Source organism: Natrinema sp. LJW11 (genome assembly GCF_056135975.1).
Genome location: NZ_JBWBDM010000001.1, coordinates 218936 through 245617 on the forward strand (window position 1 = coordinate 218936; position 26682 = coordinate 245617).

Below are 26682 nucleotides of genomic sequence, written 5' to 3' on the forward strand. Positions count from 1 at the left end.
GCGAACGGACGCCCGCGCCTTCCAAAAAATTGGCGAAGGCGGCGGTTTAGCCGGACCGCTCGGGCGAATCGGCGTCGACTTCGGCGTCTCGGTCGGCGAGGTCGGCGGCCGGGCTCGTCGGGACTGGCTCGAGCCCCTTTCGACCGGCGTCGAATTTCGAGAGGCCGACGACGAGTCCGACGAGGGCGACGACCCCCAGCGGCAGGAAGACGATCGGCGGCACGCCGAGGTAGCCGTTGAGCAGGTAACAGCAGACGACCACGAGGAAGACGGTCATGGCGTAGGGCAGTTGCGTTCGCACGTGATCGATCAGATCAGCGCCGCTGAACGTCGCGGAGAGCACCGTCGTGTCGGAGATCGGCGAGGCGTGATCGCCGAAGATCGCGCCGGAGAAGACGGCTCCGACGGCGACCGGCACGAGTTCGAACCCGGTCCCGAACTCGTAGGCGACCTGGATGGCGATGGGCGTCACGAGCCCCATCGTGGCCCACGACGATCCCATGGTGAACGCGACGAACGCGGCGACGAGCAGGATGAGCACGGGCAGCAACTCCGCCGTGATGTACGGTTCGGCGACGCTCGCGACGAATTCGCCGGTGCCGAGCGTCTCCGCGACGCTGCTGATCGTCCACGCGAGCACGAGGACCGTCACCGCCGTCAACATGATCCCGAACCCGTCGATGACGGTATCGACGCCGTCACCGATATCGAAGAGGCCGTAGCCGATTCCGATCGCGATCGTCGAGACGACCATCGCGAACGATCCCCAGATCAGTGCCGTTGCGAAGTCGCCGCCGCCGACGATGTCGATGAGGACTCGAAGGACCGAGACCAGCAGTTCGACGGCTCCGTCACCGCCGACCGCGGCACCGATCGACGTCGGCGCTCCCGCTTCGGCTTGACTCGAGACCCAGGTCTGATAGCCGGTCCAGAACGCTCTGGCCAGCGTCACCGCGATCAGGACGATTACGGGTGCGAAGAACGTCCGGAGCATCGGCCGATCGTCGATCGGTGTTCCCAGATCTTCTTCGACCCTCTGGAGCGGCTGTGCGCCCTCGCGGTTGACCGCCCCCGTCGTCCGAGAGCGGTGTTCGGCGTCCAGCATCTCGCCGTAGTCTCGGCCGGTGTAGACGACGATCCCGACCATGACGATCGCGAGTAGCGCGTAGGTGTTGTAGGGAATCGAGCGCATGAACGTCTCGAACGCGCCCGGAGCCTCGCTCGCGACGCCCATGTCTTCGTAGGCGCTACTGATCAGCGACAGCTGAAACGCGACCCAGCTCGAGATGCCCAGCGTCGCGACGGGCGCGGCCGTCGAGTCGACGATGTACGCGAGTTTCTCGCGGGAGATCCGCAGCTCGTCGGATATCTCGCGCATCGTACTCCCGACGATCGCGGTATTGGCGTAGTCGTCGAAGAACATGAGGAGCCCGAGACCCCACGTGGTCAGCCCGACGGCCCGCTGGGATCGGAGGTTTTCGGTCGCCCAGTCGCGCACGGCGATCGCGCCGCCGAGCCGCCAGATGAGCGCGACGCCCGAGCCCAGCAGCAGCGTGAAGAGGAGGATCTGGACGTGAAAGCCGTCGTCGACGATGATCGCGCTGACGATCCAGTCGAAGGTCTGTTGGATGCCGAGACCCTCGGTGTGGATGATCGCACCCGACCAGATGCCCAGAAACAGGGAGAGCATCGGCCGACGGGTTACGATCGCGAGGACGATCGCGAGCACCGGTGGCACGAGCGAGAGCGCCCCGGACTCGACCACCTGCGCGAGCAGATCGATCACCTGCGTGAGCGGCCCGAAATCAACCATAACTACCTAGACTCCGACCCGCCGGATATTTTTCACCGTTCCGGTTCGAACGCTATCCAGTCAGCAACCAAACACGATGGTCCGCGAGCGGGTGTAGCCGTTCGATCGGTTTGACTCTCCGCCCGGTGGAATGCGCGGCATTTCAGAACTGGTTTGATGAGGGAAGGGGGAGAACGGGGACGAATCGGGACCGAACGGTCGACCAAATGAACGGACTATCGACGCAGAATCAGCTTCAGCACGTCCTCGTCCTCGAGGACGTGATCTTTCCCGACCTGCTGTTGATCGTGGGCCGCGCTGGGGCCGGTGACCCGGGCGAAGCGGAACCGCTCTTCCATCTCGCCGCCGAGTTTCTCGATGGCCTCGCCGACGGTGGTTCCCCGCTGGACCACGAGCGGTTCCTCCCAGTCGATGCCGCGGCCGGGCTTCTCCATGTAGACTCGGATGAGACCGAGTCGCTCCCAGATCCGGTCTTTGAGTACGTCGAGGCCCTTCTCCTCCTCGGCGCTGATGAAGGTCACTTCCTCGGGGTCGAGGTCGCGCCGGCGCAGCTGCTCGTCGACCGTCTCCTTGTAACCGGCGTCGATCAGATCGACCTTGTTGACGCAGGTGATCGAGGGGATGTACTCCCGATTCTCCATCAGTCCGTCGACCAGCCGGTCGATGGAGACGTTCTCTTGCAGGTTGACGACGGCGTTGACGTAGCCGTGCTCGCGGATGACCTGCTTGATCGTTTCCTCGTCCAGGTCCTGGTCGGTGCTCGAGGTGATCTTGATGCCGTCTTTGATCTTCGGCCGGACCGTGACCTGCGGGGGCTCCTGGTCGACGCGGATGTTGATGTCGTAGAGTTCCTCCTGGAGCCGGTCGTACTGCTCGATTTCGAACACCGAGAGCATGTAGATGATGAGGTCGGCGTTGCGGACGACCGCCAGCACCTGCTGACCGCCGCCTTTGCCTGCCGCCGCGCCCTCGATCAGCCCCGGCACGTCGAGCATCTGGATGTTCGCGCCGCGGTGGTTGAGCATCCCCGGGTTGACGTCCAGCGTCGTGAACTCGTAGGAGCCGGTTTCGCTCTCAGCGTTGGTCAGCGAGTTCAGCAGCGACGACTTGCCGACGCTCGGGAACCCCACCAGCGCGACCGTCGCGTCGCCGTGCTTCTCGACGGAATACCCGCCGCCGCCGCCCGATCCGGACTGCTGCGTCTCGAGTTTCTCCTTTTTCTCCGCGAGCTTCGACTTCAGCCGGCCGATGTGGGCCTCCGTCGACTTGTTGTAGGGCGTATTGGCTATTTCATCCTCGATTTCCTCGATTTCGTCCTCGAGCCCCATTTGTCAGTATGCAACCGGCCGCGCCGAAAAACCCTTTCGAGACACGCGTTGAAGCACGCGAGGCGACGGCGTCCGAACGAGCCCCGCCGCACTCCGTACGGCTCGAACGGCCACGTCGACCGGGGGTCGAACCCGTCGCGGTCCTTCCGTCGAACTGAACACTCGTTGCCTCGACCGTGTTCCGCTAGCCAAGGTTATGTTACCTATACCGTTCTGTGACGTGTACGTCATCGTATGCGACGGCGAGAATACGTTACGGCAGTGGGGAGTAGCGTGGGTGCCATCGCGACGACGGGAGTCGGAGGTGCGCAGACGCGAACCCTCGAGCGAATCGTCCCGGTGGAGCGCACGACGGCAGTCCGACCCGGCGACGGCATCGGGTTCGAAATCGCGGCGACTCCGGGAGTCGAACCGCAGGCGGCCGACTGGCGGGTCGACGGCCCGGACGGGGACGCTATCACGCCGTACGACCCGTTCTACAGTTACACGTACGTCACGGGGAACCCGGCGGCCGCCGGTCGGTTCGACGAGCCGGGAACGCACGAGGTCGGCGTGACCGTCGACGGAACGACGATCACCTGGTCGGTCGAGGTCACCGAGAGCGCGCCGGCGCCACCGAGCGTCGACGTGACCTGCGAACCGGGACCGGACGCCACGATCACGGTGCGCGACGACGTCGAAGTGACCGCCTCGTCGGCCGACGAATCCGGGACGCTCCGGCGGCTCTTCTGGCAGGAGGGGCGCAACGCGACGTACGTCGACGGCGCTTCGCTGTCGGGGTCGACGGCGACGGTCACGTACGCGACAGCCGGTCGCGACGCGATCTGGTTCATCGGCGGCTATCCGATGATGGCGTGGGTCGTTTGCCGCGACGGCCGACTGTCGGTCGCCCGCACCGAGGGGCCGTCGATCGATGCGGTGCGCGACGTCACGATCACCGGGACGAACGCGCCGGTCCGAGCGGGTGACGATCTCGTCGTCGACGCCGAAATCTCGATCGACGGTGACTCTACCTACCACGCGTTCGTCGAAGCGGAGCCGGAGCTGATCGTCGGCCACGATCCCACGCGCGTCGACAGCGAAACGGTCGAGGTCTTCGCGGGGAACAGCGGGTCGGTCCGACTCGAGTTCACGACGGCGACCGTGCGCAACACGCAGACGTTTCCCGTCCGCGTCGAGACGCGTCACGCGGCATCGGAGACCGACGTCACCGTCGTCGGGACCGACGACGCCGAGAGTCACGGTCACCTCGAGGTGAGCGGACTCGAGACGAACGCGCCCGTGACGGGCGGAGAACGGCTCGAGGTGACGGCCGCGCTCGAGAACACCGGCGACGGGCCGGCCGGCCGCGACGTGGAACTCGTCGTTGGAGACGATCCGACGACGGTCGACGCGCGGGAGGTGACCGTCGGCGCTGGCGAGACGACGACCGTCACCCTGGGGTACGAGACCTATCCCGTCGAGAACGACGACGAGTTCCCCGTCTCCGTCGAGACGGGCGACGACACCGCGACACGGTCGGTGCTCGTCCACGGCCGCAGCGGTGACGATACCGGCGGCGCTGGGGAGCAGGACGAGGCGACGTTCGCTGTCTCGATCACCGGGACGAACGCGCCGGTGACCGGCGGCGAGTGGCTCTCGGTGACCGCCGTCGCCGAGAACGTGGGGAGCGCGCCCGGCAGACACGACGTCCAGCTCGTCGTGGGCCGCTCGCCGGAGGTGGTCGATACGCTCCGCGTGAGTCTCAATCCCGGCCAGTCCCAGCGGCTTTCGCTCGGCTACGAAACCTACCCCGTGACCAACGACGATACCTTCCCGGTCGTCGTTCGCTCGCCGCACGCGAGCGACGAGCGAACGGTAACGGTTCACGGAACGGGATGACACTAGTAACGATCGCCGTGGCTCGATACTCGAGGAGGACCGCGGGACCGCCAGATACCGGGACTACACTTCCATACCGAAGCCTCCTGCGCGGAGGTCCCTCAGCCGGAATCATTACCAATACCAACTGACTTCGACACACATAAGCGGCGCGCGCGAAATCAGTTTTCTATGTCAAACGCGTCGCAGCTGCGTGACAGCACCCAGATCGTCCTCCCCCGGGAGACGCTCGAGGGCCTCGAAGCGCAGCTCGACGACGAGTTCACGGTCTCCGTCTTCCCGGACGGCGAAGACCACTGCCGAATCGTCGGCAGTCCCGTCGAAATCAAAGCCGCGAGCGACTTTCTCACTCGCCACGGCATCAGCGTCCGCTGACTCGTCGGCTTCGAACGGCCGTCGTATTACGCTCTGCAGGCCGTTTCGGACCCGTTTTGCGAGAATCGGACCGAGCTATCGCTCGGGGTGCGTCGGTCCGTCGAACCCGCCGCGGACGAGCGGCTTCGCGACGTGTCGGCGCGCACACGGCGGCACCTCGTACCACCCCGGCTCGAGGTCCCGCTCGAGCGATCGGTTCGTTTTCCCCGCAGCGTCGGTCCCGCAGTCCCGGCAGCGATAGCCCTGATTCCGGCCCGCGCTCTCCATCGTTCGCTCGCAGCGGGGGCAGATCGGTGTGACCCGCTCGGTCCGCACGAGGTCGCGGACGGCGAACTTCTCGAGTTTGAGCGTTCCGTCGGACACCTCGCCGCAGGCGGTAATCCGATCGCCGACGCGCAACGCTCGCACGCGGTCCCGGAAGCGCTTCGTCGGCTCAAATGCGGCGCACGCCAGTCGGTTCGTCGATTCAGTACCAGTTACATCGTCACTAGCCCCATCGCCACGGGTCGGCGACTCGAGGTCGACGAACACGTGGCCGCCGCGTCGCGTCTCGGGGTCGCTCGCGACCCGGCCCTCGAGCCGGTAGGCTCGACCGTCCGCGACGGCTCCGATCGCGCCGTCTTGCAGGTGGACGTCGGTCCCCTGGTTGGTCACGAAGCGCTGGCTCGCGGCGACGGGTTCGCTCTCGATTCGATCGGCGACGGTCCGGACGGCGTCCGTCTCGTCGCCGCGGATTCCATACAGGATCGGGCCGGGCGTGTGCGGGACGCAGACGGTCTCGTCTTCGCCGCGGTCGACCGTGTCCCATACGTCCGGATAGCCTCGATCCGCCGCTGCAAAGACGCTCTCGTGGCCGACTTCGCGAGGCGTCCCCCAGCGCTCGGGCTCGCGGTAGGCGATGTACTCGTCGGTCCACTCCTCGAGCGCCGTCCACGCGCCGATCGCAGCCAGCGCGCCGATCCGGCCTCGGCCGTCGCCCGCGTGCCACGACCGATAGCCGTGCCGGTCGATCAGGGACGCGGCGTCGGAAATCTCGAGGTGGTCCCGGATCGCCATCTGCGTGAATCGACTCACGTCATCGGCGGGAACGGCTTCGTCCGGTTCGTGGTCCGCCACGACCAGTCCGGGGTTCGTCCGCTCGTCGTCGGTTTCGGAAAGCGCCTCGAGTCGCTCGCGAGCGATCTCGACGGCGCGGTCGGGGTCGCAATCGGTGTGAACCGCGAGCGCGGCGTTCCCCCGCGTTTTGTACTCCACGGCGGGGTTGAGACGGATGAGGAGTAGCCTCGAGACGCTCACCGAGTCGTCTTCGCGGAGCCGATCGGCGATCGCTCTGGCGACGTACGTCGTACACATACCCCGCTCGCGCGAGTCGGTATCGTCGATCCCGACGACGGTCATCGCCGGTGCTTGTACGCCGGTCGAGTAACCCCTTTCGGGATCCCGGTCGCCGCAGTCGCGTAATCACCTATATAAGTATACTCCCGATACGTCCCCCAATCGCGACACGGGACACGGACATCCCGGGGAAAACGTCTTATAGGAGGAATCGCTTACAACCCCGTATGTCCCGCTCCGCACTTGTCGGTAACGTGACCGCGATGTTAGAGGACGCGGGATTCATGGTGAGTGATCGGTGTGCGATTCGACCGAAGAGTTTCGATATCGCCGCACGACGCGGTGAGGACCTCGTCCTCGTCAAGATCCTCGCGAACATCGACGCCTTCAACCGGGCGACCGGCCAGGAGATGCGACGCCTGGGAACCTACCTCAACGCGACGCCCCTGGTTATCGGCCTGCGCAGCCGCGACGAAGATCTGAAACCGGACGTCGTCTACTTCCGACACGGCGTCCCCGTCTTCAGCCCCGATACGGCGTACAACCTCTTCATCGAGGAAGTCCCGCCGCTGATCTACGCAGCCCCCGGCGGCCTCTACGTCAACATCGACGGCGACCTGCTGGCCGACGAACGCGAGAACCGCGACTGGAGCCTCGGCCAACTCGCGAGCGAACTCGGCGTCTCCCGGCGGACGGTCTCGAAGTACGAGGACGGCATGAACGCCTCCGTCGAGGTCGCGATGACCCTCGAGGAGATGTTCGAGGCCCCGCTTACGAGCCCCGTCGACGTGCTCGAGGGGGCCGACGACGTCCACGAGAGCGAGGCGACGCCGGACGATCCCGACGCGGATCCGGACGACGAACAGGTAGTCGCCGTCCTCACGCGGGCCGGCTACAGCGTTCACCCGACGGCACGTTCGCCGTTTACGGCCGTCAGCGAGGACGAGGACGACAGCGATATCGTCCTCACCGGCCACTCGAAATTCACGAAGGCCGCGGAGAAACGCGCCCGGATCATGAGTTCGATCGGCCAGGTCACGCGCACGCAGTCCGTCTACGTCGTCGACAGAGCGAAACAGGAGTCCGTCGACGGTACCGCGCTGGTCGAGCGCGACGAACTCGAGAAATTCCGGAACACCGACGAACTTCGAGACGTCATTCGGGAGCGCTCCGAGTACGAAGAAGCGGCTTGAGCCGATCGGACCCCCTCACGACAACCAATAGTTTTTCGAGTACCGACCGCGAGGAACGCCGTTGGAGAGGCAGTGGAGCGTCGAGATCGTCGGTCGGCGACGCGCGTTCCGTGGACTCTCCGTCGCAGTTCTCGGACTCCGCTGCAAGTACGGGCTGACCGTCGCGACGGCGGCCGATGTAGCGTCGTTCGTCCGCGTATTCGCCGATTGCTGCTCCCTCGTATTCGCGGCACTTACCCTCTTGTCGAACCGATTTCGGTTGAAACAGTAATCGCAGGGATCGCCGGCGAACTGCCTGCTAAAAAACGGACTGCGGTCGACTCTCGGCCTTCAGGCCGCGCCGTTTCCGTACGTTTCCTCGAGGTATTCGACGATGTCGTCACTCTCGCTCATCCCGTCGACGCCGTTCGCCTCGTCGACGATGACCGGCACGCCGGTCTGGCCGCTGACTGCCTCGACCTCGGTGCGCTCGTCGTGCGAGCGGGGCACTTCGATGATATCGTACTCGAGCTCGAGGTCGTCGAGCTTCGAGCGGACCTTCGCACAGAACGGACAGCCGGGAAGCTCGTACATCGTGATGTCTGCCATACGGGTGTATTGCCGCGGAAGACGTATCAGCCCACCGATCGACCGGGCGGTTGCCGGAACCGCGACTGCTGAGGGTACCTGCGGTCAGATCGGGGAAGGCCGGTCGTCGACGACGGAGATCGGCGGTCGACGCTAGAACGAGACCATTCCGGCGTCGACGGCGAAGAAGACGGCGAAGTAGAGGATGAACGCGGCGGCGAGTATCCACTGTCCGGCGGAGACGTCTTCGGTTTCACCCGTCGCGGCTTTGACGAGCGGATAGCTGATAATTCCGGCGGCGAGTCCGTTCGAGATCGACGCGGTCAGCGGCATGACCGTGATCGTCAGCCCGGCGGAGATCGCCCAGGCCGGGTCCTGCCAGTCGATGTCTGTAACGCCTTGCAGCATGATGATGCCGACGACGACCAGCGCGAGGTACGACGCGTACTGCGGGATGGCACCGATCAGCGGCACGATGAGCAAGGAGAGCACGAAGAGCAGGCCGACGACGAGGGCGGTGAAGCCGGTTCGTCCGCCCTCCTCGACGCCGGTCGACGATTCGATGTACGTCGTTACCGTGGACGTTCCGACCATCGCGCCGAGGGTGGTGCCGATCGCGTCGGCCATCAACGGCTTCTCGATTTCGGGGAGGTCACCGTCCTCGTCGAGGAAGCCGCCGATCTGCGAGACGCCGATGAGGGTCCCGGCCGTGTCGAAGAAGTCGACGAAGAAGAACGTGAAGACGACCAGCGCGAACACGAGCGGGTCGTCGGTGATCATCCCGAGGCCGTCGACGAAGCCGGCGGCCAGCGGCGTGAAGTCGTACTGGACGCTCGCGATCAGGCTCAGGATCCCGTCGTTGGAAATCTGATCGTAGGTAGCGGCGGGAACGAGCGTTCCCGGGGAGACGACGTCGGCGACGGTCAGTACCCATCCGGCGACGGCGGTGGCGAGGATCCCGATGACGATCGAGCCGCGAGTCCCGCGTGCGTGAAGGACGAGCATCAGCGCGAGGCCGACGACCGAAAGCGCTGCGACCGCGCTCGTCGCGACGTTACCCAGCGTGACGAGCGTGTCCGGATGGTCCACGACGATCTGCATCTCCTGGAGTCCCAGAAAGAGCAGGTAGACGCCGATCCCGGCCCCGACCGCGAACTTGACGGGTTCGGGAAACAGTTCGATGATGTACTTCCGCGCGCCGATCGCCGTCAGCGCGATGAAGATAATCCCTTCCACGAAAACGGCCGCGAGCGCGACCTGCCACGGGACGCCGAGGCCGATGACGACCGTGAACGCGAAGAACGCGTTCAGTCCCATCCCGGGAGCGAGACCGAACGGTCTGTTGGCCCAGAACGCCATGACGAAGATGGCGACTGCCGACGCGAGGATCGTCGCGACGGCGATCATCTGCCGGACTTCGCCGGCGTCGTACCCCTCGAGTACGATCGCTTCGCTGAGAATGAGCGGATTGACGACGATGATGTACGACATCGCGAGGAACGTCGTTATTCCCGCGACCGTTTCCGTCCCGAGGTCGGTATCGTGTTCGTCGAACCCGAAGTACGCCGCGAGTGTCTCGAATACCCCCATATTGGATGCTCGAGCATAACAACACCGATTAGTTAAAGGTTCTTGTCCGAATCGGCCGAGATTTGGGCACGGACGTGGATATAGTTAGAACATTTATATTTCTTCCCTCGATTCTTCGCGGCGGTCGAGCGATCGGACCGAACCGTCGCGAGCGAGGCGATGGCCCGTCGCGGTCGAAACGGGAGTTCTCGCGGGCGGGGACCAACGTATTTCACTACGGGACGCGTACCGTGGTACCATGAGGTTTGTCATCGTGGGATACGGTCGGGTCGGGTCGCGAACGGCGACGATCCTCGCGGAGGAAGGCCACGAGGTCCGCATCGTCGACGACGACGCGGATCGGATCGAACGCGCCAGCACCGACGGGTTCGAGACGGTCCGCGGCGACGGCGCTGACGAAGACGTCCTCGTCGACGCGGGGATCGAAACCGCGGACGCGATCGGCGCGTTCACGCCCGATCTCAACGCCAACTTCGCCGCGTGTATGGTCGGTACCCACCACGGCTGCCGGACCGTTCTCCGGATCGACGAGGACTACCGCGAGGACATCTACGAGAAGTACGCCGAGGAGGTCGACGAGATCATCTACCCCGAACGGCTCGGCGCTGCGGGCGCGAAGACCGCCCTGCTGGGCGGCGACTTCAACGTCGTCGCCGACCTCGCCGCGAACCTCCAGCTGACCGTCCTCGAGATTCGGGACGGCTCCCCGGCGGTCGGCAAACGAATGAGCGAACTCGAGTTGCCCGAGTCCGCGCGGATCTACGCCCACGGCCGCGCCCGAGAACCGCTGACGATCCCGCTCCCGGGGACCGAACTCGAGGCCGGAGACGAGGTCGCGGTCATCACCGACGCGGATCGCGCCGAGGAGGTTCGGTCGACGTTGTCGCCCGTAAACGCCTAGTCGGGAAGTCTCCGGGATCGAATCGACCCTCGAACCAACCGCTGTGACTCGACCGGGCTGGTCGACGGGACAAAAGGGGGAGAGAAACGGGAGCAGGCGCGCAGGCGGATGGATGGGGAGGGGTGGGGGAGGCCGCCTCGCGCCTGTTCTTTCCGTCGTACCGGTGCCCAATAAAACCGCGTCAGACGATCGACTGACGGGGGTCAGACGGACCGTCGTCCGTCTCAGTTGCCGCTTTCGCCCTCGGCCTCGAGGCGGAAGACGAGGACGTTCTGGTGGACCATCGAGGGGACGAAGGAGAACGGATAGCCGTAGACGTGGAGGTCCTTCGTGGGATCGTACCAGATCAGGTTCGCTGCGAGGGTCAGCGGCGCGGTCGATTCGATCGCCCGCGCGAGGTCCGCCGAGAGGAACTCGTAGGACTGTTCGCGGTACATGTCGCCGATGAAAACGACGACGTGGCCGTCCGGCGCGACGGCGTCGGTGAACCGGTCAAACTTGCTCGCCATGTCCGCCAGCCAGTCGGCTTTCGTGACCCACTCCCGACTCTCCTCGGGGGAGTTCGAACCGTCGTCCGCATCGGACGGTTCCGAACTAACATCCCCGTTGGACGACTCCGAGGGGGAATCCCCTTCCGTCGGCTCCGAATCGGCGTCGACCGCCGTCTCGCCGTCTCGTTGCCCGTCGAACGAGCCCAGTTTGCTCTCGCGAGTCCGGCGCTCGTTGCGCGTCTGCTCGAGTTCGTCCATGTGCCAGTAGGGGACGTCGGTCAGGAGGAGATCGATCGAGTCGTCGGGTACGTCCTCGATCAGATCGACGCAGTCGCCGTGGCGCATCTCCTGCTCGGCCAGCGGCGCTTCGCCGCGCTCGCGGCGTTCGTCGTTCTCCCGCTCGAGGACCGTCTCGTAGATCTCGATCCATCGTCTGGTCCGCTCGAAGCCGATCGCTTCCCGAAGGCCGGTGCCCTCGTGTTCACAGAAACTCGCGCCCAGCAGGGTGCCGCCGACGCCCGCGAAGGGATCGAGGACGGTGTCGCCGGCCTTGCTGAACCGGCCGATCAGCTCCGCGCAGAGTCGCGGGGGCTTCTGACCGCCGTGTTCGCTGCGGAGGTCGTGCTGGACGGCTGGGGGATAGCCCTCGGGGATCACGGACTTCGTGGCGTACTTCCACTCCTTGCCCGTGAGGTCGTTCACCCGGTTGCGCTCGTCGTAGATCCCACGGTTCTCGACGTAGCGCTGGTGATCCGCGAGGTCGTCGGTATCGATCACCTCGCCGTCCTCGACCGGCAGGGACTCCTCTCGCGCGCGGTCGGCGTCGAACTCGCCGTCGTCGTCCGTGAACAGGCGGCTCTGGCGGTGTCGATCCCCGTCGTCTGCCATACCTCGAGTGCTCACTCGGATCGCTTAAACACCCGTGCCTCTGGTCGGCCCTTCCGATCGATCGTCCCTTCCGCTTGCCCGCCGTTTTTCACGCTGCCCTCCGAACGTGTCTGCTATCGATGGTGCCAGTCGGCGATGTCGTCCTGTTCGGTATCGGCGTTCTCGCCCTGTGGATCGGGGCCCGGCTGCTCGTCACCGGTGCCTCGAGGCTCGCCAGCGCGGCCGGCGTCTCCGCGCTCGTCGTCGGTCTCACGGTCGTCGCGTTCGGAACCTCCGCTCCCGAAGTCGTCGTTTCGACCGAGGCCGCGCTCGAGGGTCGAGGCGACGTCTCGGTCGGGAACGTCGTCGGCTCGAACGTGTTCAACCTCGGCGTGATTCTCGGTCTCGTCGCCGTCATTTCGCCGTTTCGCGTCGCGGAGACGCTGCTCCGCCGCGACGCGCTCGCGATGGCCGCATCGACGATCGTCGCGGCCCTCGTCCTCGCCGACGGCGTCGTCTCGCGGCTCGACGGCGCGATCCTGCTCGCACTGCTGGTCGGCTATCTGGGCGCGCTCGCCGTCGCGATCCGAGGGGATACCGTTGGCGACGGCGATGAAGGTCGGCCGGAGGCGGCCGGCGGAGCGACCGTTTCTCCCGGAGACCGTGACGAACGCGAGGTCCGGTTCGGCCTCGAGGCCGGGCGCGTCCTCGCCGGCCTGCTCCTCGTGATCGTCGGCGGACGCGTGCTGGTCGATTCGGCGGTCGGGCTCGCCCTCGCCGCCGGGGTCTCGGAGTGGGCGATCGGCGCGACGGTCGTGGCGGCCGGGACCTCAATACCGGAACTCGTGACCTCCGTCGTGGCCGCTCGCGGGGACGACGTGAGTATCGCCGCGGGGAACGTCATCGGATCGAACGTGTTCAACGTCGTCGGCGTGCTGGGGATCGCCGCCGTCGTCAGACCGCTGACCGTCGACCCGGCCGTCTTCGTCGCGCTGGCGTGGCTGGCCGCACTAACCGCGTTCGCGACGGCCGTGCTCGCGACCGGGCGGTGGCTGACCCGACTCGAGGGCGTCGCTCTCGTCGTCTTCGGAGCGGGGTACTCGGTCGCGAGTCTGGTGCTGGCGTTCTAGGCCGCTGATCGACCGAATATCGATCGATTCCGGCCGTCGTGAGACGCCGGTGACACGAGGGTTAGCGAGAGCCTTTGTCGTTCCGGGCCCTCCGTTCGCCCATGAACATGCTCGTCGACGGCGAGTGGCGGACCGACGCGGGTGAGTACACCGACGACGACGGCTCGTTCGAACGGCAGGAAACGACCTTCCGGGACGAGATTCGCGACGCTCCCGACGCCCGGTTCCAGCCCGAAGCGGGCCGGTACCACCTCTACGTGTCGTACGCCTGCCCGTGGGCCCACCGGACGCTGGTGACGCGGGCGCTGAAGGGCCTCGAGGACGCGATCTCCGTCTCGATCGTCGATCCCTACCGCGACGAGGACGGCTGGCAGTTCACCCCCGAAAAAGAGGGCTGTACGCCCGATCACGTCCACGGCGCGGATTTCTTGCGGGAGTTGTACGTGCGTGCGGATCCGGACGCGACCTGTCGCGTAACGGTGCCGGTGCTCTGGGACACGCGGGAGGACACCATCGTCAACAACGAGTCCGAAGAGATCATGCGGATGCTCGACACCGAACTCGAGGACGTTGCTTCGCGTGACGTGGATCTCTACCCCGAGGGCTATCGCGACGAGGTCGACCGGATCCTCGACGAGATCTACGAGCCGATCAACAACGGCGTCTATCGCGCGGGCTTCGCGACGAAACAGGAGCCCTACGACGAGGCGATCGACGACCTCTTTTCGGCGCTCGACCACTGGGACGAGGTGCTGGCGGACAGGCGTTATCTCGCGGGCGATCGGCTCACCGAGGCCGACGTCGCGATGTTCACGACGCTCGTCCGATTTGACAACGTCTACCACACGCACTTCATGTGTAACGTTCAGTACGTCCGGGAGTACGACAACCTCTGGCCGTATCTGCGCGACCTGTATGGAACAGCAGGCGTGGCTCAGACGGTAAACATGACCCACATCAAGGAGCACTACTACACGACCCACCCCGACGTGAACCCCCACGGGATCGTCGCCCGCGGCCCCAACCTCGAGTTCGAGGCACCCCACGACCGCGATGAGCTACCGGGCGGCCCGCCGTCCGACCTCGTCGCGGCCGCGAACGCCGACGACTAACGAGAACTCGGCCTCGAGAGAACGACGGGACTGCGGCGTCAGGATTCGGCTGCCGTCCGGTCGGCTTCCGCGTCTGCCGGTTCGGCGTCTTCGGCCTCGGTGTCTTCAGTATCGGCGTCTGCGGGTTCGGTTTCCGCGGCTTCGAGACGGTCGGAACCGGTGCGGCCGGATTGGCGTCGCCAGGTCTCGAAGCTGTGGTCGAACTCCTCCTCGGAGACGAACACTTTCCAGAGAATCCACACGGGAACGAGAACGGGGATCAGCGGGAGGAGAACGATCAGGAGTACTGCACCCATAATATAGCCGAACAGGGACATCTGAGTGTTCGGCCCGTAGCCCGACGACTCGGACACCTTGACTGACATGTGCGACGCTACGGACGTGGCGCTATTCCGTCTTTCGAATCCGTGAGTCCCTCGAGGAAACGAACGGACCCCGTCTCCGCGGTCGCCACGGATCCATCGATCACGTCGTCTCGAGACCGTCATGACCGCTCGAGTCGTCGCTCAGGACCGCCTCGGCGTCGTCTTGTGGCCGATACTCGAGGGCTTGCATGGTCTCGGCGAGCGAGAGGAACCGTTCCGAGTTGTCGGAGATTCCGTGGGCGATCAGGGGCGACTCCGGGAGCGTCGCCGTCGCGGCGGCGTCGAGCAGCCGCCGACAGTCGCCGGGGCTGAGCCACATCGCGCGGGCGTAGCGCTCGCCGGCACCGTCGCGTTCGTCGCACTCCTGGCGGAGTTCGTCCCGGGTGAGCAGCCAGCCGATCCGGAGGGTCACCACCTCGAACCCGTGTCGCTCGGCGTAGTACGACCCCATCGCCTCGCCGAAGACCTTCGTGACGCCGTAGAAGGTGTCCGGATCGGTCGGATCGTTCGGACGGACGATCTCGGGGCTCCCGACCGTCGACTCCGGCCGGATCGCCGAGACGGTGTTTCGCCTGTTGACCGCGTGGTTCGAACTCGCGAAGACCACCCGCTCGAGGTCGTTCTCGACCGCGGCCTCGAAGGCGTTGGCGAGGCCGTCGACGTTCGGTCCGCGCACCTCGTCCCACTCCGCCCGCGGCGAGGCGTTGGCCGCGAGGTGGATCAGCACGTCCTGGCCCTCGAGCGCGTCGACGAACGCCGCTCGGTCGGTGATCTCGAGGGGTGTCGCGTTCAGATCCTCGGTCTCGCTGTGGGAAAAGAGCGTGAGATCGTAATCGTCGTCCGGAAACGCGTCGATGGCTTCCCGGCCGACGTTCCCCGCCGCACCGGTGATCGCGATGTTCGTCATACCCGAGAGACGGCGACGAGGCCGAAATAGGTCGGGCCAGCGCCTTCCGGCTAGTACTGTATAACCGAGTTAGTTACCAGTAGTTGGCACTACAGTTTCTTTGAGTAGAGTTGGCCGTGAAAACCACGTTTGGTATAGGGGGTACAATCACCGGTGCAAGACTCAACCCCCCGGGTTCTGTCAAGATCTGCTTGCTGCATACAGAGGATGTATGCAGCAAAGCGATCAAATTTCAATAGAACCTCTCCTCCGTGGTCGAACCGTGGGACGTCTCCCGGAGATCTCGGCCTCAACGGCTCACGTCGAGGACGGCCATCCGCTCGTCGAATGTGACGTGGATCTCGTCGCCCTCCAGCGGGATCGTGATCTGGATACGGACTGGCTCCTCCGAGAGGACTGCTTCTCGGTACTCGAGCAGGTGTGCGCGTTGTTCGTACGTGGCAAGGTCGAACTCGATTCCGTGCTCGTAGTAAAACGAGATCACTGCCGGCTGTCTCGACGGGTAGAACAGCGTCGGCAGTCGCCAGCTGTACCTGCAGACCTCACAAACGTGGGAAACGAGCATCCAGAAGATCGACCCGCAGGCTTCACAGAACTGGTAGCTGTCCCAGTCGGGCTGGTGGTCATCACAGATCGATATCGAACGAACGGGCATGGAGCCCGCACACTCGGGACAGACCTCGTCCATCACCGAGGCGCGCCGATGAGCAGACCAGATCCGATCGGCGTCGTTAATTTCGTCAGGCGTCCGGTCGAGCAGCCCGGACGGCGGGAACTCGTTCTTGCTGATCACCCCGGGCGGGAAGCTTTCGACACACCGGGCATCACAACTGGTGCACTCCAGGGAGCGCCAGCCGTTTCGATAGCTCCACTCGGGCTGGCCCCCGCAGTACCAACACGACATGTCCACCGCCACCGGCTCGATTTCCGGGTCATCTATCGCGGTTCCAGATAGCAGCACCCGGAGGATGCGTCGTCCCGATTCTCTGAGTTCGTAGCCGTCCTCGGTGCGGCGGATAAAGTAGGTCGTGAGCTTATTGAGGTGATAGTTGAGCCGGCCTGGGTCGTCGGCGCTGACGCTATCGCGAAGGTCGGCAAACCGTATCGGGGACGCATCTGTGGGGTCCTGGGCCTCCCAGAGAGCTCGCAGGATCTCGAGGCGAGTTTCATCCGAAAGGAGCTGAAACGCCTCGTTCCTAGTGGAATCGTCCGCCCGAATCCGTTCGCTCGTGAATGGATTGTCCATGCTAGCCATTGTCGTTCCGTGTCAAAGTTCTTCCCACGACACTGCTCGGCTGAATTATAGAATTCCGATTCTATCGGGATGCCAATAGAAACATCATTCTAATTATCTTTATCCTCGAACAGGCCGTAGGAACAATTGGGGACGACAACCAATGATACCCGTACCGATCCGTGAGGGCCTTCGAATCAACCCGCAACCAGAATCGATGTCAAGTTTACAGAAGAGGAGCCACATTGCCAGACCCGTCCCTCGATCCGGATGGGGCCCTGAGGTGGTGGCATGAGCGGACAGTTCACCGAGACGGCTCAACGGCAGGGTGACCTCTGGAGCGCCGCGGGGCAGAACTGGGCGGAACACTTCGCCCCACTGCTCGCCCCGGTCTGGGGGGCGTGCCATGATCTCGCCCGGGTGACGGCTGGCACGCGGTTGCTCGACGTCGGCTGTGGATCCGGTGGACCCCTTCGCATGGCCCAACTCCGAGGCGCTGATGTGGCTGGCCTCGACGCGGCTGCAGACTTGCTGGAAATCGCTAATGACCGCCTTCCTCACGGCGAGCTTCGCTGTGGGGACATGGAACACCTCCCCTACGAGGATGGCTCCTTCGACGCAGTCACCCACATCAACAGCATCATGTACGCTGACGACCCGTCCAGGGCGATCCGTGAGGCTCGACGCGTACTCGTCCCGGACGGCCGCCTCGCGATGGCGGTTTGGGCAGAGCCGGAGCGGTGTGAGTTCCGCCATATCATGGCTGCCCTCAGGGGCTTGCTCCCGTCACCCCCGGAGGGCGATGGACCGTTCACCTTGGCCGGCCCTGGCGCCCTCGAATCGGCGATGGAAGCGGAAGGATTCGAACCCCTCGAGGCGCGGCAGGTCCCGACGCCGTTCACCTTCGCGGACCAAGCGCAGTACCTGCGTGCTATCCAGGGGACCGGGCCAGGTCAGGGGGTCCGCCGGCACGTCGGTGAGGAGACCATGACCGAAGCCCTGCTCGAGGTCGGCGAACAGTTCCTCCAGGACGACGGTGCCTACCATCTCGAGAATACGTTCCGGGTCGTCTCAGCCATTCCCAGCGACGACTGACGGGCGAACTGGACCCGGCGGTCACCTCACCCCGGACCGCTCGCGGCCCAGAAGGCCATACTCACGAGAGGGGGCGCCGGCCAATTGGTTCCGCTGTCAATCAATTAGAATCATCGTGCGAGATACGTGTCCTGTCTGCAGCAGGCCCTCCAAGAACTACTGCGAGATCGTCAGAATTGGCGTGACCAATGCAGAGAACGGAGGATACATCCATTACCTTCCTGTAGTTGATAATCTCGGTTCGTTGTCTGCAGATCCGGCGAGTCCATCACGACACGGCTTCAACGATGCCGCGAAATTCGTCGAGTGTGAAGGCCCGGAGTGTTTCGGTCGTTACGTTGCCGCTCTCTGCGAGTGTGAGCACTGCCTGAGCCGCTGTAGCGTCATCCGGGAAGTCTGCAATGACGACGCCGTCGTACCGCCCCATCGTGACGAAAAATTCCTTCCATGTTCCGCCAAGTGACTCAACCATCTCTTTGGCGTGTTCCGTTCGTTCCGGACTGTCACGTACATTTTCGACGCCCTGCTGGGTGAAGGTGGTCAAGAGCACGTAAGTCGGCATGACATGCTTGAGTACGACGAATGGGTCAATAGTTGTATACCCGGTATCGTCACTCTCTGCGGAGACTGAGTCGTGCTGAATATGCGCTATGTATTCAGCACGATCCAGCGAACAGAATCAGTATCTGGTAGAGACACGACGATCAGTGCGCACACGTAGTTACTGGATCGCCCAATTCAATTTGAGCACGCCTCTGTATACGGAAACTGGGCTACTCTCTACCGTGACAAGAAACCCGTCAGCAGTACCTTGAAAGTCCCACCCAACAGTAGAACGCACGGGTCGGCGAGAAACGTTCAAAATCGGGGTTGCTGATCTACGGTTCGACGACGAGCTTGCCGACGCTCTCGCGACCTCGCATCGCCGCGAAGGCGTCGTCGATGTCCTCGAGCGCGTACGTCCGATCGATTTCGGGCCGCAGTCGGCCGTCGGCCGCGAGTTCGACGAGCCGCCGGAGGTCGTCCTGGGTGCCCATCGTGGAGCCGACGATGCGCTTGTGGCCGAGGAAGAGGTTCGTCACGTCGATCGCGGACTCGCCGCCGGCCGTGCGGCCACAGATCGCCATCGTCCCGCCGCGGCGCATGACGGACTGGCCGAGTTCGGTGAACTCGCCGCCGAGGTGGTTGATCACCGCGTCCGGCGCGTCGATCGCCTCGACCTCGTCGCGGATCTCGTCGAGGTCCGTCGATCGGATTCCGTGATCGAGACCGAGTTCGCGGACCCGCTCGAGCTTCGCTTCCGACGAGGACGTTCCGATCGTCTCGGCTCCGAAAACGTCCGCGAGCTGGATCGCGGCGACGCCGACGCCGCCGGTCGCGCCGGGGACGAAGACGAGATCGGCGGGGCCCACCTCGGCCCGCCGGAGCATGTGGTAGGCGGTCATGTACGCCGTCGGAATCGCGGCGGCGGTCGTCGCGTCGATCCCTTCGGGCAACGGAACGAGCCGATCGGCCTGCACGCTGGCGGTCTCGGCGAGGCCGCCGTGGAACAACGAGAATCGCTCGCACATGTTCTCGGGCCCCTCGCGGCAGAATCGACAGGAGCCACAGGTCTGGTTGGGACAGAGGACAACCCGGTCGCCCGGCTCGAGGCCGCGAACGTCCTGGCCGAGCTCGCTCACGACGCCGGCCACGTCGAGGCCGGTGACGAACGGGAGATCGTCGGCATCGACCATCGCCGAGTCCCCCTCGAGGATCCAGAGGTCGTGACGGTTTATCGAGCAGGCCTCGATGTCCACCAGCGCCTCGCCGGGGCCGGGTTCTGGATCGGGCCGGTCGATCACGCTCACTCCCTCGGGGCCGATCAAGTCGGTGAAAGCTGCGGCTCGCATCGATTTCCAAGTCGGTCTCGAGGGCAAAGGCCCTAGGGAAGGCGGCATCGAGCCTTGCGGTCCGCCGGTCGCAGCCAGCGGCAGTCGAACGCACGTCCCGACCGGTTCGGGCTGAGTGCTCGCGAGCCGATCGTCTCGTCACCGTTCACTCCGGCGACGGGTTCGGCACGGGTAGGGACCGGAGTTCCCGCGGCGGGACGAGGTAGTTCGCTCTGTTCGTGACGCTGATGTACTGGAGAATACCGCTGTTGAACGGCTCGGCATCGAGATCCGTCCCAGTCATCGCTTTGCGGGTTTTCACGAAGTCCTCGATCGATCGCTGGAGCGAGAGGAAGTGGGTTGCAGCGGTCTCGTCGTCGGTCGAATCGAAGTCCCGTCGGAGGATGATCGGCTCGCCGTCTTCGCGGGCGCGAGCGGCCTTCTGGGCGTGGCCGACCGTCCCCTCGTTTCGAGCGGTCACGGCCGGGTCGCCGCCGACCTCGGTCACCCGACTCGAGTCGCCGAGGTTGTGGCCGGCCCCCTCGACGAGATTCTCCGCGTTGTGATTCGGCGAGAACATCTTGGAGACGCGCTGACCGCGGCTGTCCTGATTGTACCACTGATGCAGGTGCAACTGGATCTTCGAGAGGTGGCTCGTCGTCCCGCCCGCGAACGGTCCCTCGTCGATCGTCACGCGGTCCTCGCTCGCTTGATTCTGCTTGAAGCCGGATTTGAATCCCATGAACATCGGCGCGTCTTCCGGAACGGGATCGCCGTCGGGGATGCCGTGGACGCCGGACTGATTGTCGGCCGGGAGGCCGCGACCGATGAACCCGGTTCTGCGGTCGCGCACCTCGAAGATTCCGTCGAACGTTCCGTCGACCTCGATCCCGTTGAGCTCGTCGAGTTGGCCTTTGAGAGCCTCCTCGACGCTCAGGGTGACGTGACCGTAGTCGCTGGCCACCTGGAGCAAGGCGTCGTACTCGTCGAGTTCCGGATCGTCGAGCGGCGTCAGTGACGTCGGTTCGGGGAGGCCGACCCCCGCGAGGTCGGCGTCGAAGCGATCGAAGTAGGCCGGGCCGTAGGCCATCGTGAACGCCAGTCCCTCGTTGCCGCGCTTGTACGCTTTCTCGAGCGTTCGGAACGCCGCCTCGAGTTGCTCGCGTTCGGCCGTCGCCTCGGCGGGACCGTCGCCGACGTACTCGAGACCGAGCAGGAGGTGGTGTTCGGGCGGCCGAACGTTTCCGTCCTCGTCCGTCGCGAGGAACTCGTTCCACGCGTGCTGGCGATCCGGGAGTTCCTCGGGGGCGAGCGTGGCCTGTGGCACGTCCTCGGTCTCCTCGCGCTGGAGGCAGGCGGACAGCGCGCTCGCACCGCCGATGGCGACGGCGCTGCGGACGAACGCGCGACGCGAGAGTCCGCGATTCGACCCGTTCATACACGACCCTCGGGGGTTGGCAGCTAAGGATATTGCGGTTACACTGACTGGCCGGACGACGGACAGCCGACCCGCGACTGTCGCTGCGATGCGAGGCCGATCGAGGCCCGAATCACCCGCTCCCGTGATCGATACGCGTTTCCACCCTTCAGCACGGACCAGTCGGAGCCACCGACGGACGGGTGACCGGTACAGCCATTCCCCTGTGTGCACTACGACACCTATGAACGTGGTCGAAGTGTTCGTCGAAATCGATGCGCCGCCCGACGCCGTCTGGGAGGCGCTGCTCGAGTTCGAATACTACCCGGAGTGGAACCCCGTCAGTCGGTCCGTCGAGGGAATCGCGATCGACGGGACGGAGCGACGGGGTGGGTATCAACCGGTCGATTCCCGTCGATTCCTCGACGGACCGATGATCGTCACCGTCGAGCCGTACAGACGACTCGCCTGGCTCGACCGATTCGTTCTTCCGTTCGCGCTCGATCGGTACCACGAGTTCCACCTCGTGCCGGTCGACGACGGGCGGCGGACGCGATTGCTACAGCGAGAGACGGTCAGAGGTGCGCTCGTCCCGCTGCTGTTCGACGAGGGGCGGGTCGAACGCGCGTTCGTCGCGATGAACGAGTCGATCGCGGCCCGTGCCGAACGACGGGCGAGGACGCCGGCGTAGCTGAGACGGGTCCGCCCGTCGGGACGGGGCGCTCGCGTTCTCGAGCGGCGGAGAGGAGAAAATACTTATATTCCGGTTGACAATCGGGGCTCGATCCGACTGCTCCGTATGACTGGCGATCGATCGACACCCGCGACGGCCGACGGCGAGTCGACGACGCTCGCGTCGCTTCGCGCGTTCGGTCGGTCGCGACTCGGGATCGATCCCCGCGCGCTGGCTGCGTTCCGGATCGGACTGGGACTCGTCGTCCTCTGCGATCTCCTCTTCCTCCGCGTTCCGGGACTGGTACCGTTCTACACCGACGCGGGGGTCCTCCCACGGTCCGCCCTCGCGGAGGCGTCTCCGACGCTCGCGACGTGGTCCCTGCACGCCCTCTCCGGCTCGGTGTGGCTACAGGCCCTATTGGTCACGATCACGGGCGGTGCCGCCGCGTGCCTTCTGATCGGCTACCGGCACCGACTCGCGGCGCTCGTCTCGGCGCTCCTCCTCGCGTCGCTGTTCGCCCGCAACCCGTACCTCGTCAACGGCGGCGATACGATCCTCCTCTCCCTACTCGTCCTCGCGGCGACGCTCCCGCTCGAGCGGCGCTGGTCGCTTCGCCCGCGTCGCCTCGCGGATCGACGCTCCGATCTCATCGATCCGCGGGTCGTCTCGGCGGCGACTGCGACCGTTCTCCTCCACGTCGCGGTGATCTACCTGCTCAACGCCGTCCTCAAGTTCCGGAGCGACGCCTGGATGAGCGCCACGGCGGTCGGGCGCATCTTCCAGCTTCAGGACTTCGTCTTCCTGCTCGGCCCGACCGTCGCGGAGTATCCGGCGCTGCTCACTGCGGCCAACTGGCTCTGGATCGCCGTCCTGTCGGCGTCGCCGCTGCTCGTGGTCGCGACCGGCCGGCTCCGGATCGCGACCGTCGGCGCGTTCATCGGCGCGCACCTCGGGATGGCGGCGACGATGCGTTTGGGAGCCTTTCCGTTCGTGATGATCGCCGCCCTGCTGTTGTTCCTCCCGCCGCAGCTCTGGGATCCCGTCGACGAGTTCGTGTCGCGGACCGCGTCGGGACGCCGTCTCGAGGCGCTCGCGAGGCCACGGGACGAGGGCGGAGCCGGTCCGCTGGATCTCCCGGGCGCGCCCCGGGTCCGACGCGGGGTTCGACTCGGGACGACGGTACTGTTCGCCTTCGTTCTCCTCTCCGTCGTGAGTTGGCAGGTGACCGCGGCCGGCCTCGTCGATACTGGGCCGGCCCCGGGCGGCGAGGAACTGGGTGGTGCGAGCTGGGCCTTCTTCGCACCCGATCCGCCCGACGAGTACAGCTGGTACGTCGTCGAAGCCGAGCGCGAATCGGGCGACCCGATCGATCTCGTCGACGGCGGGACGGTCGATTTCGACCGCCCCCCGGACGCCATGGACCGGTATCCGTCGACGCTCTGGAAGCGCTACGGAACGAAGCTGCGCGGCGGCGGTGGAGACGCCCACCTCGAGCCCGCGGCGGCGTACTTCTGTGACCGCGCACCCGACGACGTCGAGTCGGTGACCATCTACCGCGTCGATCAGGCGGTCGACGCGGACGGTCCGGTCGGCGAACCGGTCCCCCACGAGCGGATCTCGGCGTCCTGCTGAGGGGTCCCGGAACGGGTCGTCCACCCCCCACAGCCTCGCCGAACGGACAGCAGAGAGGAGGGACGCGTCTCCCGGAGAGCCAACCGATGTGCAGTGGTGCGCGCTGTCGGCGAGGCGCGGCTAGTGCGAGACCGCCGGTCTCGCAGACCATTCGCGCGGCGTTGCCGCGCGAAGAGACGGGAGCGTCTCGGAGCGACAGCCCTCGAGAACGCGGACGGCCGCAGGTTCAAGTACGGACGGGCGGCCAGAGCCGTCGTGACCCGCCACACAGTTCCCCGCTCGGCCCTCGAGCGGACCGAGCCGACCGCGGTAGACGGGGTGGACCATGGGGCATAGGGCGCTCGTCGCCTACCGGCGACCGGATCGGCTCTACGACCTGCGGTACAGTCACTGGGGCGGCGAGACGCTGTCGTTGGCCGGCGAGATCACTGCCGCCACGCCGCTGGCCGACGGTTCGGTCGCGGGGCCGCTGGTGGCGGACTCGATCAGCCGCGATCGAATCCTGACCGATCATCTCGACCCTTGCGTCCACGAAGCCCTGTTTCTGGTCGACCCGGCAGCCGACTACGCGGTCGACGCCTATCGGGTCTGCTGGCTCGAGTGGGGCGACGGTCGCGACGGCGGTCGAGGCGCGATCGTCGAAGCCGATTCCGAGGCCGCGGATCCGGTCGAGCGCTGGTTTCGCGCGACCAAGACCGCACTGGCGGACGTGATCGAGATGGGGGCGCTCTCGCGGCGAGCCGCGCAGGCCTACCTCGAGGCCCGGGTCTGCGAGGAGTGCGACGGGACGCTCTACACCTACGGCGAGCCAGTCGATGGCGAACCCGGAGCCGGGTACGAACCCACGCCGGACCGCTGGCTCGAGGACGAAAACTGGCTCGAGGGTCGAATCAACCGCGGAGAAGGGATCGACTCCGGCAACGGAAGCGAGGGAGGGAACGGGGACGAGAGCGGAAACGGGAACGAGAGCGGAAACGGAGGCGGGAACGAAGGCGGAAACGAGAGCGGGGGTGGACCGCCGTAGCTCACTCGCCGGTAGTCCAGCGAGCGTCCGCGAGCGTCCGCTGAACGACCTCGTTGCCGACGGCCTCGGCCAGCGTCTCGAACCCGGATCGCTCGCCCCGGTCGCCCGCGTTCGCAACGAGCCGCGAGACGATGAACTCCGGGGTCGAGCGACCCACCGTACCGAAGCGGGGCTGGTAATCGACGAGCAACTCGAGGTCGGGGTTCAGCCCCTCCGCGAAGATGCCGTCGACCCGCGCTTGCGGGGGCAGCGGCTCTAAGTCGTCCGCGAGGTGGGTGACGAAGACGCCCAGCGCCTCGCGGTCGACGGAGAGCGTAACCAGTCCGTGGAGCAGGTCCGCCGCGCTGCCCGGCTCCGTGATCGCCTCGAACTCGTCGACCAGCATGAGGGTGCGGCCGCCCGACGAGAGCGGGGGGACGATCGACCGCAACGTGGACTCGAGGACGCCGGCGTTGAAACTCGCGTGCCGGCGGTGGAAGACCAGCGAGTCCACGGGCGTCACCTCGGCTCGATCCGCGGGGACCGGCAGCCCCATCGTCGCCAGCAGGACGATCTGACACAGCGTCTCGAGCAGGGTCGTCTTCCCCCCGCTGTTCGCGCCCGTCAGGACGGCGACGCGTTGTTCGCCCGGGACCGCGTTCACGCCGTCCGGAACGCTCGTGATGCCGTGCTCGCCGAGCCCGTAGGTGACCGGCTGCACCGACTCGTCGTCTCGCGCGGCGAGCGTGAGGTTGCGCGCGTTGACCACGGAGACGGCCGCGTCCTCGCCCGTGACGAACACGGGGCGAGTGCAATCGTACTCGAGCGCGAAGCGGGCCAGCGAGAGGTGCAAGGCGATGTCGTCGACCGCTTCGACCGCCTGATCGACGGCATCGCGGGCGTCCGAGAGCGTCTCCCGGAGCTCGCTCGCGACGGATTTCTCCCGCTCGTCGACCGCCGACGTGAGGTCGGTCCGCAGCGTTCGCAGCGTGTCCCCGACGAAATCGGTCGCGTCCGCCGCGTCGGTCGGCATCGCGTCCCGGACCCGATCGATCGTCACGTCGGTCTCGCTCAACAGGCGGTCCTCGAAGGACTGCCGAAAGCCCTCGACGTCGTGGACGCCCTCCGAGCGAAGGTCCTCGATCAGCGTGAGAGCGTCGGCGTCCATGTCCTCGACCGCACCCAGCGCGTCCCGGAGGCGGTCGAGTTCATCGTCCGATCCCTCGCGGACTCGGCCGCCGTCTAACGCCGCCAGCGCCTCGGCGGCCGCCGCGAGCCTGTCGCGCTCGAGGCCGGCGATCGCGGCGAACGGCCCCGAATCGACGCCGGCCTCGAGCAGCGCGAGCGCGGCCTCGACGGCCGCGTGCTCGCTCCCGGCGCGCTCGTCGTAGCGTTCGTACGCCGCGAGGACGGCCTCGCGGTCGCCGTCAGCGAGATCCGCCCAGGCGTCCTTGGCCGCAAGTACGTCGTCGAGGCGGTCGTCCATCGCCGCCCGGCTATCGAGCGGTGTCAACACCCGAATTCGGTCCGCCGCGCGCTGCGTGACGGCGTGGTCGACGGCGAGGTCCAGCAGCTCCTTGTAGGCCGATCGCGCGTCGCTGGTCGCCAGAACGTCCATTCCCGCACCGCCGGTCGCTCGGCGCAGGATCCGCGTCGCTCGCCCGCGGGCGAGCCCGGCGTCGGCGAGCGCCCGCACGTCTCCGCTCTCGATCGCCTGGATCGCCCGCTCGTGACCCAGCTCCTCGATCAACGTCTCCCGCGTCTTCGGGCCGACCCCCCAGTACTCCTCGAGTCGCATACGGTGTGAACTCGAGGCAACGCTCTTGAACGCTGTGTCTCGAAGTCCCGGCTACCGGGCGACACGTGAGGACGCCGGTCGCTCGAGGGGCTACTCGGTGC

At 65.8% G+C, this 26682-nt stretch carries 23 protein-coding genes; 10 read left to right on the forward strand and 13 right to left on the reverse strand.

Annotated elements, in window-relative coordinates; all coding sequences use genetic code 11:
- Positions 1 to 46: 46 nt before the first annotated feature.
- Both AC0QDI_RS01075 and AC0QDI_RS01080 read right to left on the reverse strand, forming a co-directional pair.
- Positions 47 to 1765: a Na+/H+ antiporter NhaC family protein gene (locus AC0QDI_RS01075; RefSeq protein ID WP_474665639.1), complete on the reverse strand. Its 1719-nt coding sequence runs from the start codon at positions 1763 to 1765 to the stop codon at positions 47 to 49.
- Positions 1766 to 2028: 263 nt separating this feature from the next.
- Positions 2029 to 3141, reverse strand: a complete 1113-nt coding sequence (locus AC0QDI_RS01080; RefSeq protein ID WP_474664395.1) for an OBG GTPase family GTP-binding protein — start codon at positions 3139 to 3141, stop codon at positions 2029 to 2031.
- 234 nt (positions 3142 to 3375) lie between these two features.
- Between AC0QDI_RS01080 and AC0QDI_RS01085 the strand changes: the two genes are divergently transcribed.
- Together AC0QDI_RS01085 and AC0QDI_RS01090 are read left to right on the forward strand one after the other, a co-directional pair.
- Complete coding sequence (locus AC0QDI_RS01085; protein ID WP_474664397.1) at positions 3376 to 5022, forward strand: hypothetical protein; 1647 nt, start codon at positions 3376 to 3378, stop codon at positions 5020 to 5022.
- Positions 5023 to 5193: 171 nt separating this feature from the next.
- Entirely contained in the window at positions 5194 to 5397 is a 204-nt protein-coding gene (locus AC0QDI_RS01090) for a VNG_1110C family protein (protein ID WP_474664399.1), read from the forward strand.
- 75 nt (positions 5398 to 5472) lie between these two features.
- On the opposite strand, the gene AC0QDI_RS01095 is transcribed toward AC0QDI_RS01090, so the two are convergent.
- Entirely contained in the window at positions 5473 to 6795 is a 1323-nt protein-coding gene (locus AC0QDI_RS01095) for a TiaS agmantine-binding domain-containing protein (RefSeq protein WP_474664401.1), read from the reverse strand.
- A gap of 164 nt (positions 6796 to 6959) precedes the next feature.
- Here AC0QDI_RS01095 and AC0QDI_RS01100 point away from each other — a divergent pair, with 164 nt between their 5' ends.
- Positions 6960 to 7925, forward strand: coding sequence for a transcriptional regulator (locus AC0QDI_RS01100; RefSeq protein ID WP_474664403.1), 966 nt, complete (start codon positions 6960 to 6962; stop codon positions 7923 to 7925).
- Between the two features lie 330 nt (positions 7926 to 8255).
- On the opposite strand, the gene AC0QDI_RS01105 is transcribed toward AC0QDI_RS01100, so the two are convergent.
- Positions 8256 to 8513, reverse strand: a complete 258-nt coding sequence (locus AC0QDI_RS01105; protein WP_474664405.1) for a glutathione S-transferase N-terminal domain-containing protein — start codon at positions 8511 to 8513, stop codon at positions 8256 to 8258.
- A gap of 132 nt (positions 8514 to 8645) precedes the next feature.
- Entirely contained in the window at positions 8646 to 10082 is a 1437-nt protein-coding gene (locus AC0QDI_RS01110) for an NCS2 family permease (RefSeq protein ID WP_474664407.1), read from the reverse strand.
- A 238-nt stretch (positions 10083 to 10320) separates the two neighbouring features.
- On the opposite strand from AC0QDI_RS01110, the gene AC0QDI_RS01115 reads away from it, so the two are divergent.
- Positions 10321 to 10983, forward strand: a complete 663-nt coding sequence (locus AC0QDI_RS01115; RefSeq protein WP_474664409.1) for a potassium channel family protein — start codon at positions 10321 to 10323, stop codon at positions 10981 to 10983.
- 224 nt (positions 10984 to 11207) lie between these two features.
- Here AC0QDI_RS01115 and AC0QDI_RS01120 read toward each other — a convergent pair whose 3' ends face one another.
- On the reverse strand, positions 11208 to 12362 hold the full coding sequence (locus AC0QDI_RS01120; RefSeq protein WP_474664411.1) for a DNA methyltransferase: 1155 nt from the start codon (positions 12360 to 12362) through the stop codon (positions 11208 to 11210).
- A gap of 119 nt (positions 12363 to 12481) precedes the next feature.
- Here AC0QDI_RS01120 and AC0QDI_RS01125 point away from each other — a divergent pair, with 119 nt between their 5' ends.
- Together AC0QDI_RS01125 and AC0QDI_RS01130 are read left to right on the forward strand one after the other, a co-directional pair.
- Positions 12482 to 13471 carry a calcium/sodium antiporter gene (locus tag AC0QDI_RS01125; protein WP_474664413.1) on the forward strand — a complete coding sequence of 330 codons (990 nt, stop codon included), beginning with the start codon at positions 12482 to 12484 and terminating at the stop codon, positions 13469 to 13471.
- A 101-nt stretch (positions 13472 to 13572) separates the two neighbouring features.
- A complete protein-coding gene (locus tag AC0QDI_RS01130) occupies positions 13573 to 14583 on the forward strand; it encodes a glutathione S-transferase family protein (RefSeq protein ID WP_474664415.1) in 1011 nt (336 codons plus the stop codon).
- Positions 14584 to 14621: 38 nt separating this feature from the next.
- On the opposite strand, the gene AC0QDI_RS01135 is transcribed toward AC0QDI_RS01130, so the two are convergent.
- The 3 genes from AC0QDI_RS01135 to AC0QDI_RS01145 all read right to left on the reverse strand — a co-directional run bounded on the left by AC0QDI_RS01135 (position 14622) and on the right by AC0QDI_RS01145 (position 17101).
- Positions 14622 to 14948: a DUF7535 family protein gene (locus tag AC0QDI_RS01135; protein ID WP_474664417.1), complete on the reverse strand. Its 327-nt coding sequence runs from the start codon at positions 14946 to 14948 to the stop codon at positions 14622 to 14624.
- A 100-nt stretch (positions 14949 to 15048) separates the two neighbouring features.
- Positions 15049 to 15855, reverse strand: coding sequence for an NAD-dependent epimerase/dehydratase family protein (locus AC0QDI_RS01140; protein ID WP_474664419.1), 807 nt, complete (start codon positions 15853 to 15855; stop codon positions 15049 to 15051).
- A 289-nt stretch (positions 15856 to 16144) separates the two neighbouring features.
- Positions 16145 to 17101, reverse strand: coding sequence for a winged helix-turn-helix domain-containing protein (locus tag AC0QDI_RS01145; RefSeq protein ID WP_474664421.1), 957 nt, complete (start codon positions 17099 to 17101; stop codon positions 16145 to 16147).
- Between the two features lie 279 nt (positions 17102 to 17380).
- Here AC0QDI_RS01145 and AC0QDI_RS01150 point away from each other — a divergent pair, with 279 nt between their 5' ends.
- Positions 17381 to 18184 (forward strand): class I SAM-dependent methyltransferase, encoded by an 804-nt coding sequence (locus tag AC0QDI_RS01150; protein WP_474664423.1) that lies wholly within the window; start codon positions 17381 to 17383, stop codon positions 18182 to 18184.
- Between the two features lie 268 nt (positions 18185 to 18452).
- Here the strand turns inward: AC0QDI_RS01150 and AC0QDI_RS01155 are convergent, their stop codons facing one another.
- The 3 genes from AC0QDI_RS01155 to AC0QDI_RS01165 all read right to left on the reverse strand — a co-directional run bounded on the left by AC0QDI_RS01155 (position 18453) and on the right by AC0QDI_RS01165 (position 21493).
- Positions 18453 to 18746, reverse strand: coding sequence for a GYD domain-containing protein (locus AC0QDI_RS01155; RefSeq protein ID WP_474664425.1), 294 nt, complete (start codon positions 18744 to 18746; stop codon positions 18453 to 18455).
- Between the two features lie 316 nt (positions 18747 to 19062).
- A complete protein-coding gene (locus tag AC0QDI_RS01160; protein ID WP_474664427.1) occupies positions 19063 to 20076 on the reverse strand; it encodes an alcohol dehydrogenase catalytic domain-containing protein in 1014 nt (337 codons plus the stop codon).
- 145 nt (positions 20077 to 20221) lie between these two features.
- On the reverse strand, positions 20222 to 21493 hold the full coding sequence (locus AC0QDI_RS01165) for a DUF7405 family protein (protein ID WP_474664429.1): 1272 nt from the start codon (positions 21491 to 21493) through the stop codon (positions 20222 to 20224).
- A 223-nt stretch (positions 21494 to 21716) separates the two neighbouring features.
- Here AC0QDI_RS01165 and AC0QDI_RS01170 point away from each other — a divergent pair, with 223 nt between their 5' ends.
- The 3 genes from AC0QDI_RS01170 (at position 21717) to AC0QDI_RS01180 (ending at position 24804) form a co-directional block, all read left to right on the forward strand.
- Entirely contained in the window at positions 21717 to 22163 is a 447-nt protein-coding gene (locus tag AC0QDI_RS01170; RefSeq protein WP_474664431.1) for an SRPBCC family protein, read from the forward strand.
- Positions 22164 to 22271: 108 nt separating this feature from the next.
- Positions 22272 to 23780, forward strand: coding sequence for an HTTM domain-containing protein (locus AC0QDI_RS01175; RefSeq protein ID WP_474664433.1), 1509 nt, complete (start codon positions 22272 to 22274; stop codon positions 23778 to 23780).
- A 325-nt stretch (positions 23781 to 24105) separates the two neighbouring features.
- The gene (locus tag AC0QDI_RS01180; RefSeq protein ID WP_474664435.1) at positions 24106 to 24804 is read left to right on the forward strand and encodes a DUF6735 family protein; all 699 of its coding nucleotides are present in this window, start codon (positions 24106 to 24108) and stop codon (positions 24802 to 24804) included.
- Position 24805: 1 nt separating this feature from the next.
- Here the strand turns inward: AC0QDI_RS01180 and AC0QDI_RS01185 are convergent, their stop codons facing one another.
- Entirely contained in the window at positions 24806 to 26581 is a 1776-nt protein-coding gene (locus tag AC0QDI_RS01185) for a MutS-related protein (protein ID WP_474664437.1), read from the reverse strand.
- Positions 26582 to 26682: the final 101 nt, after the last annotated feature.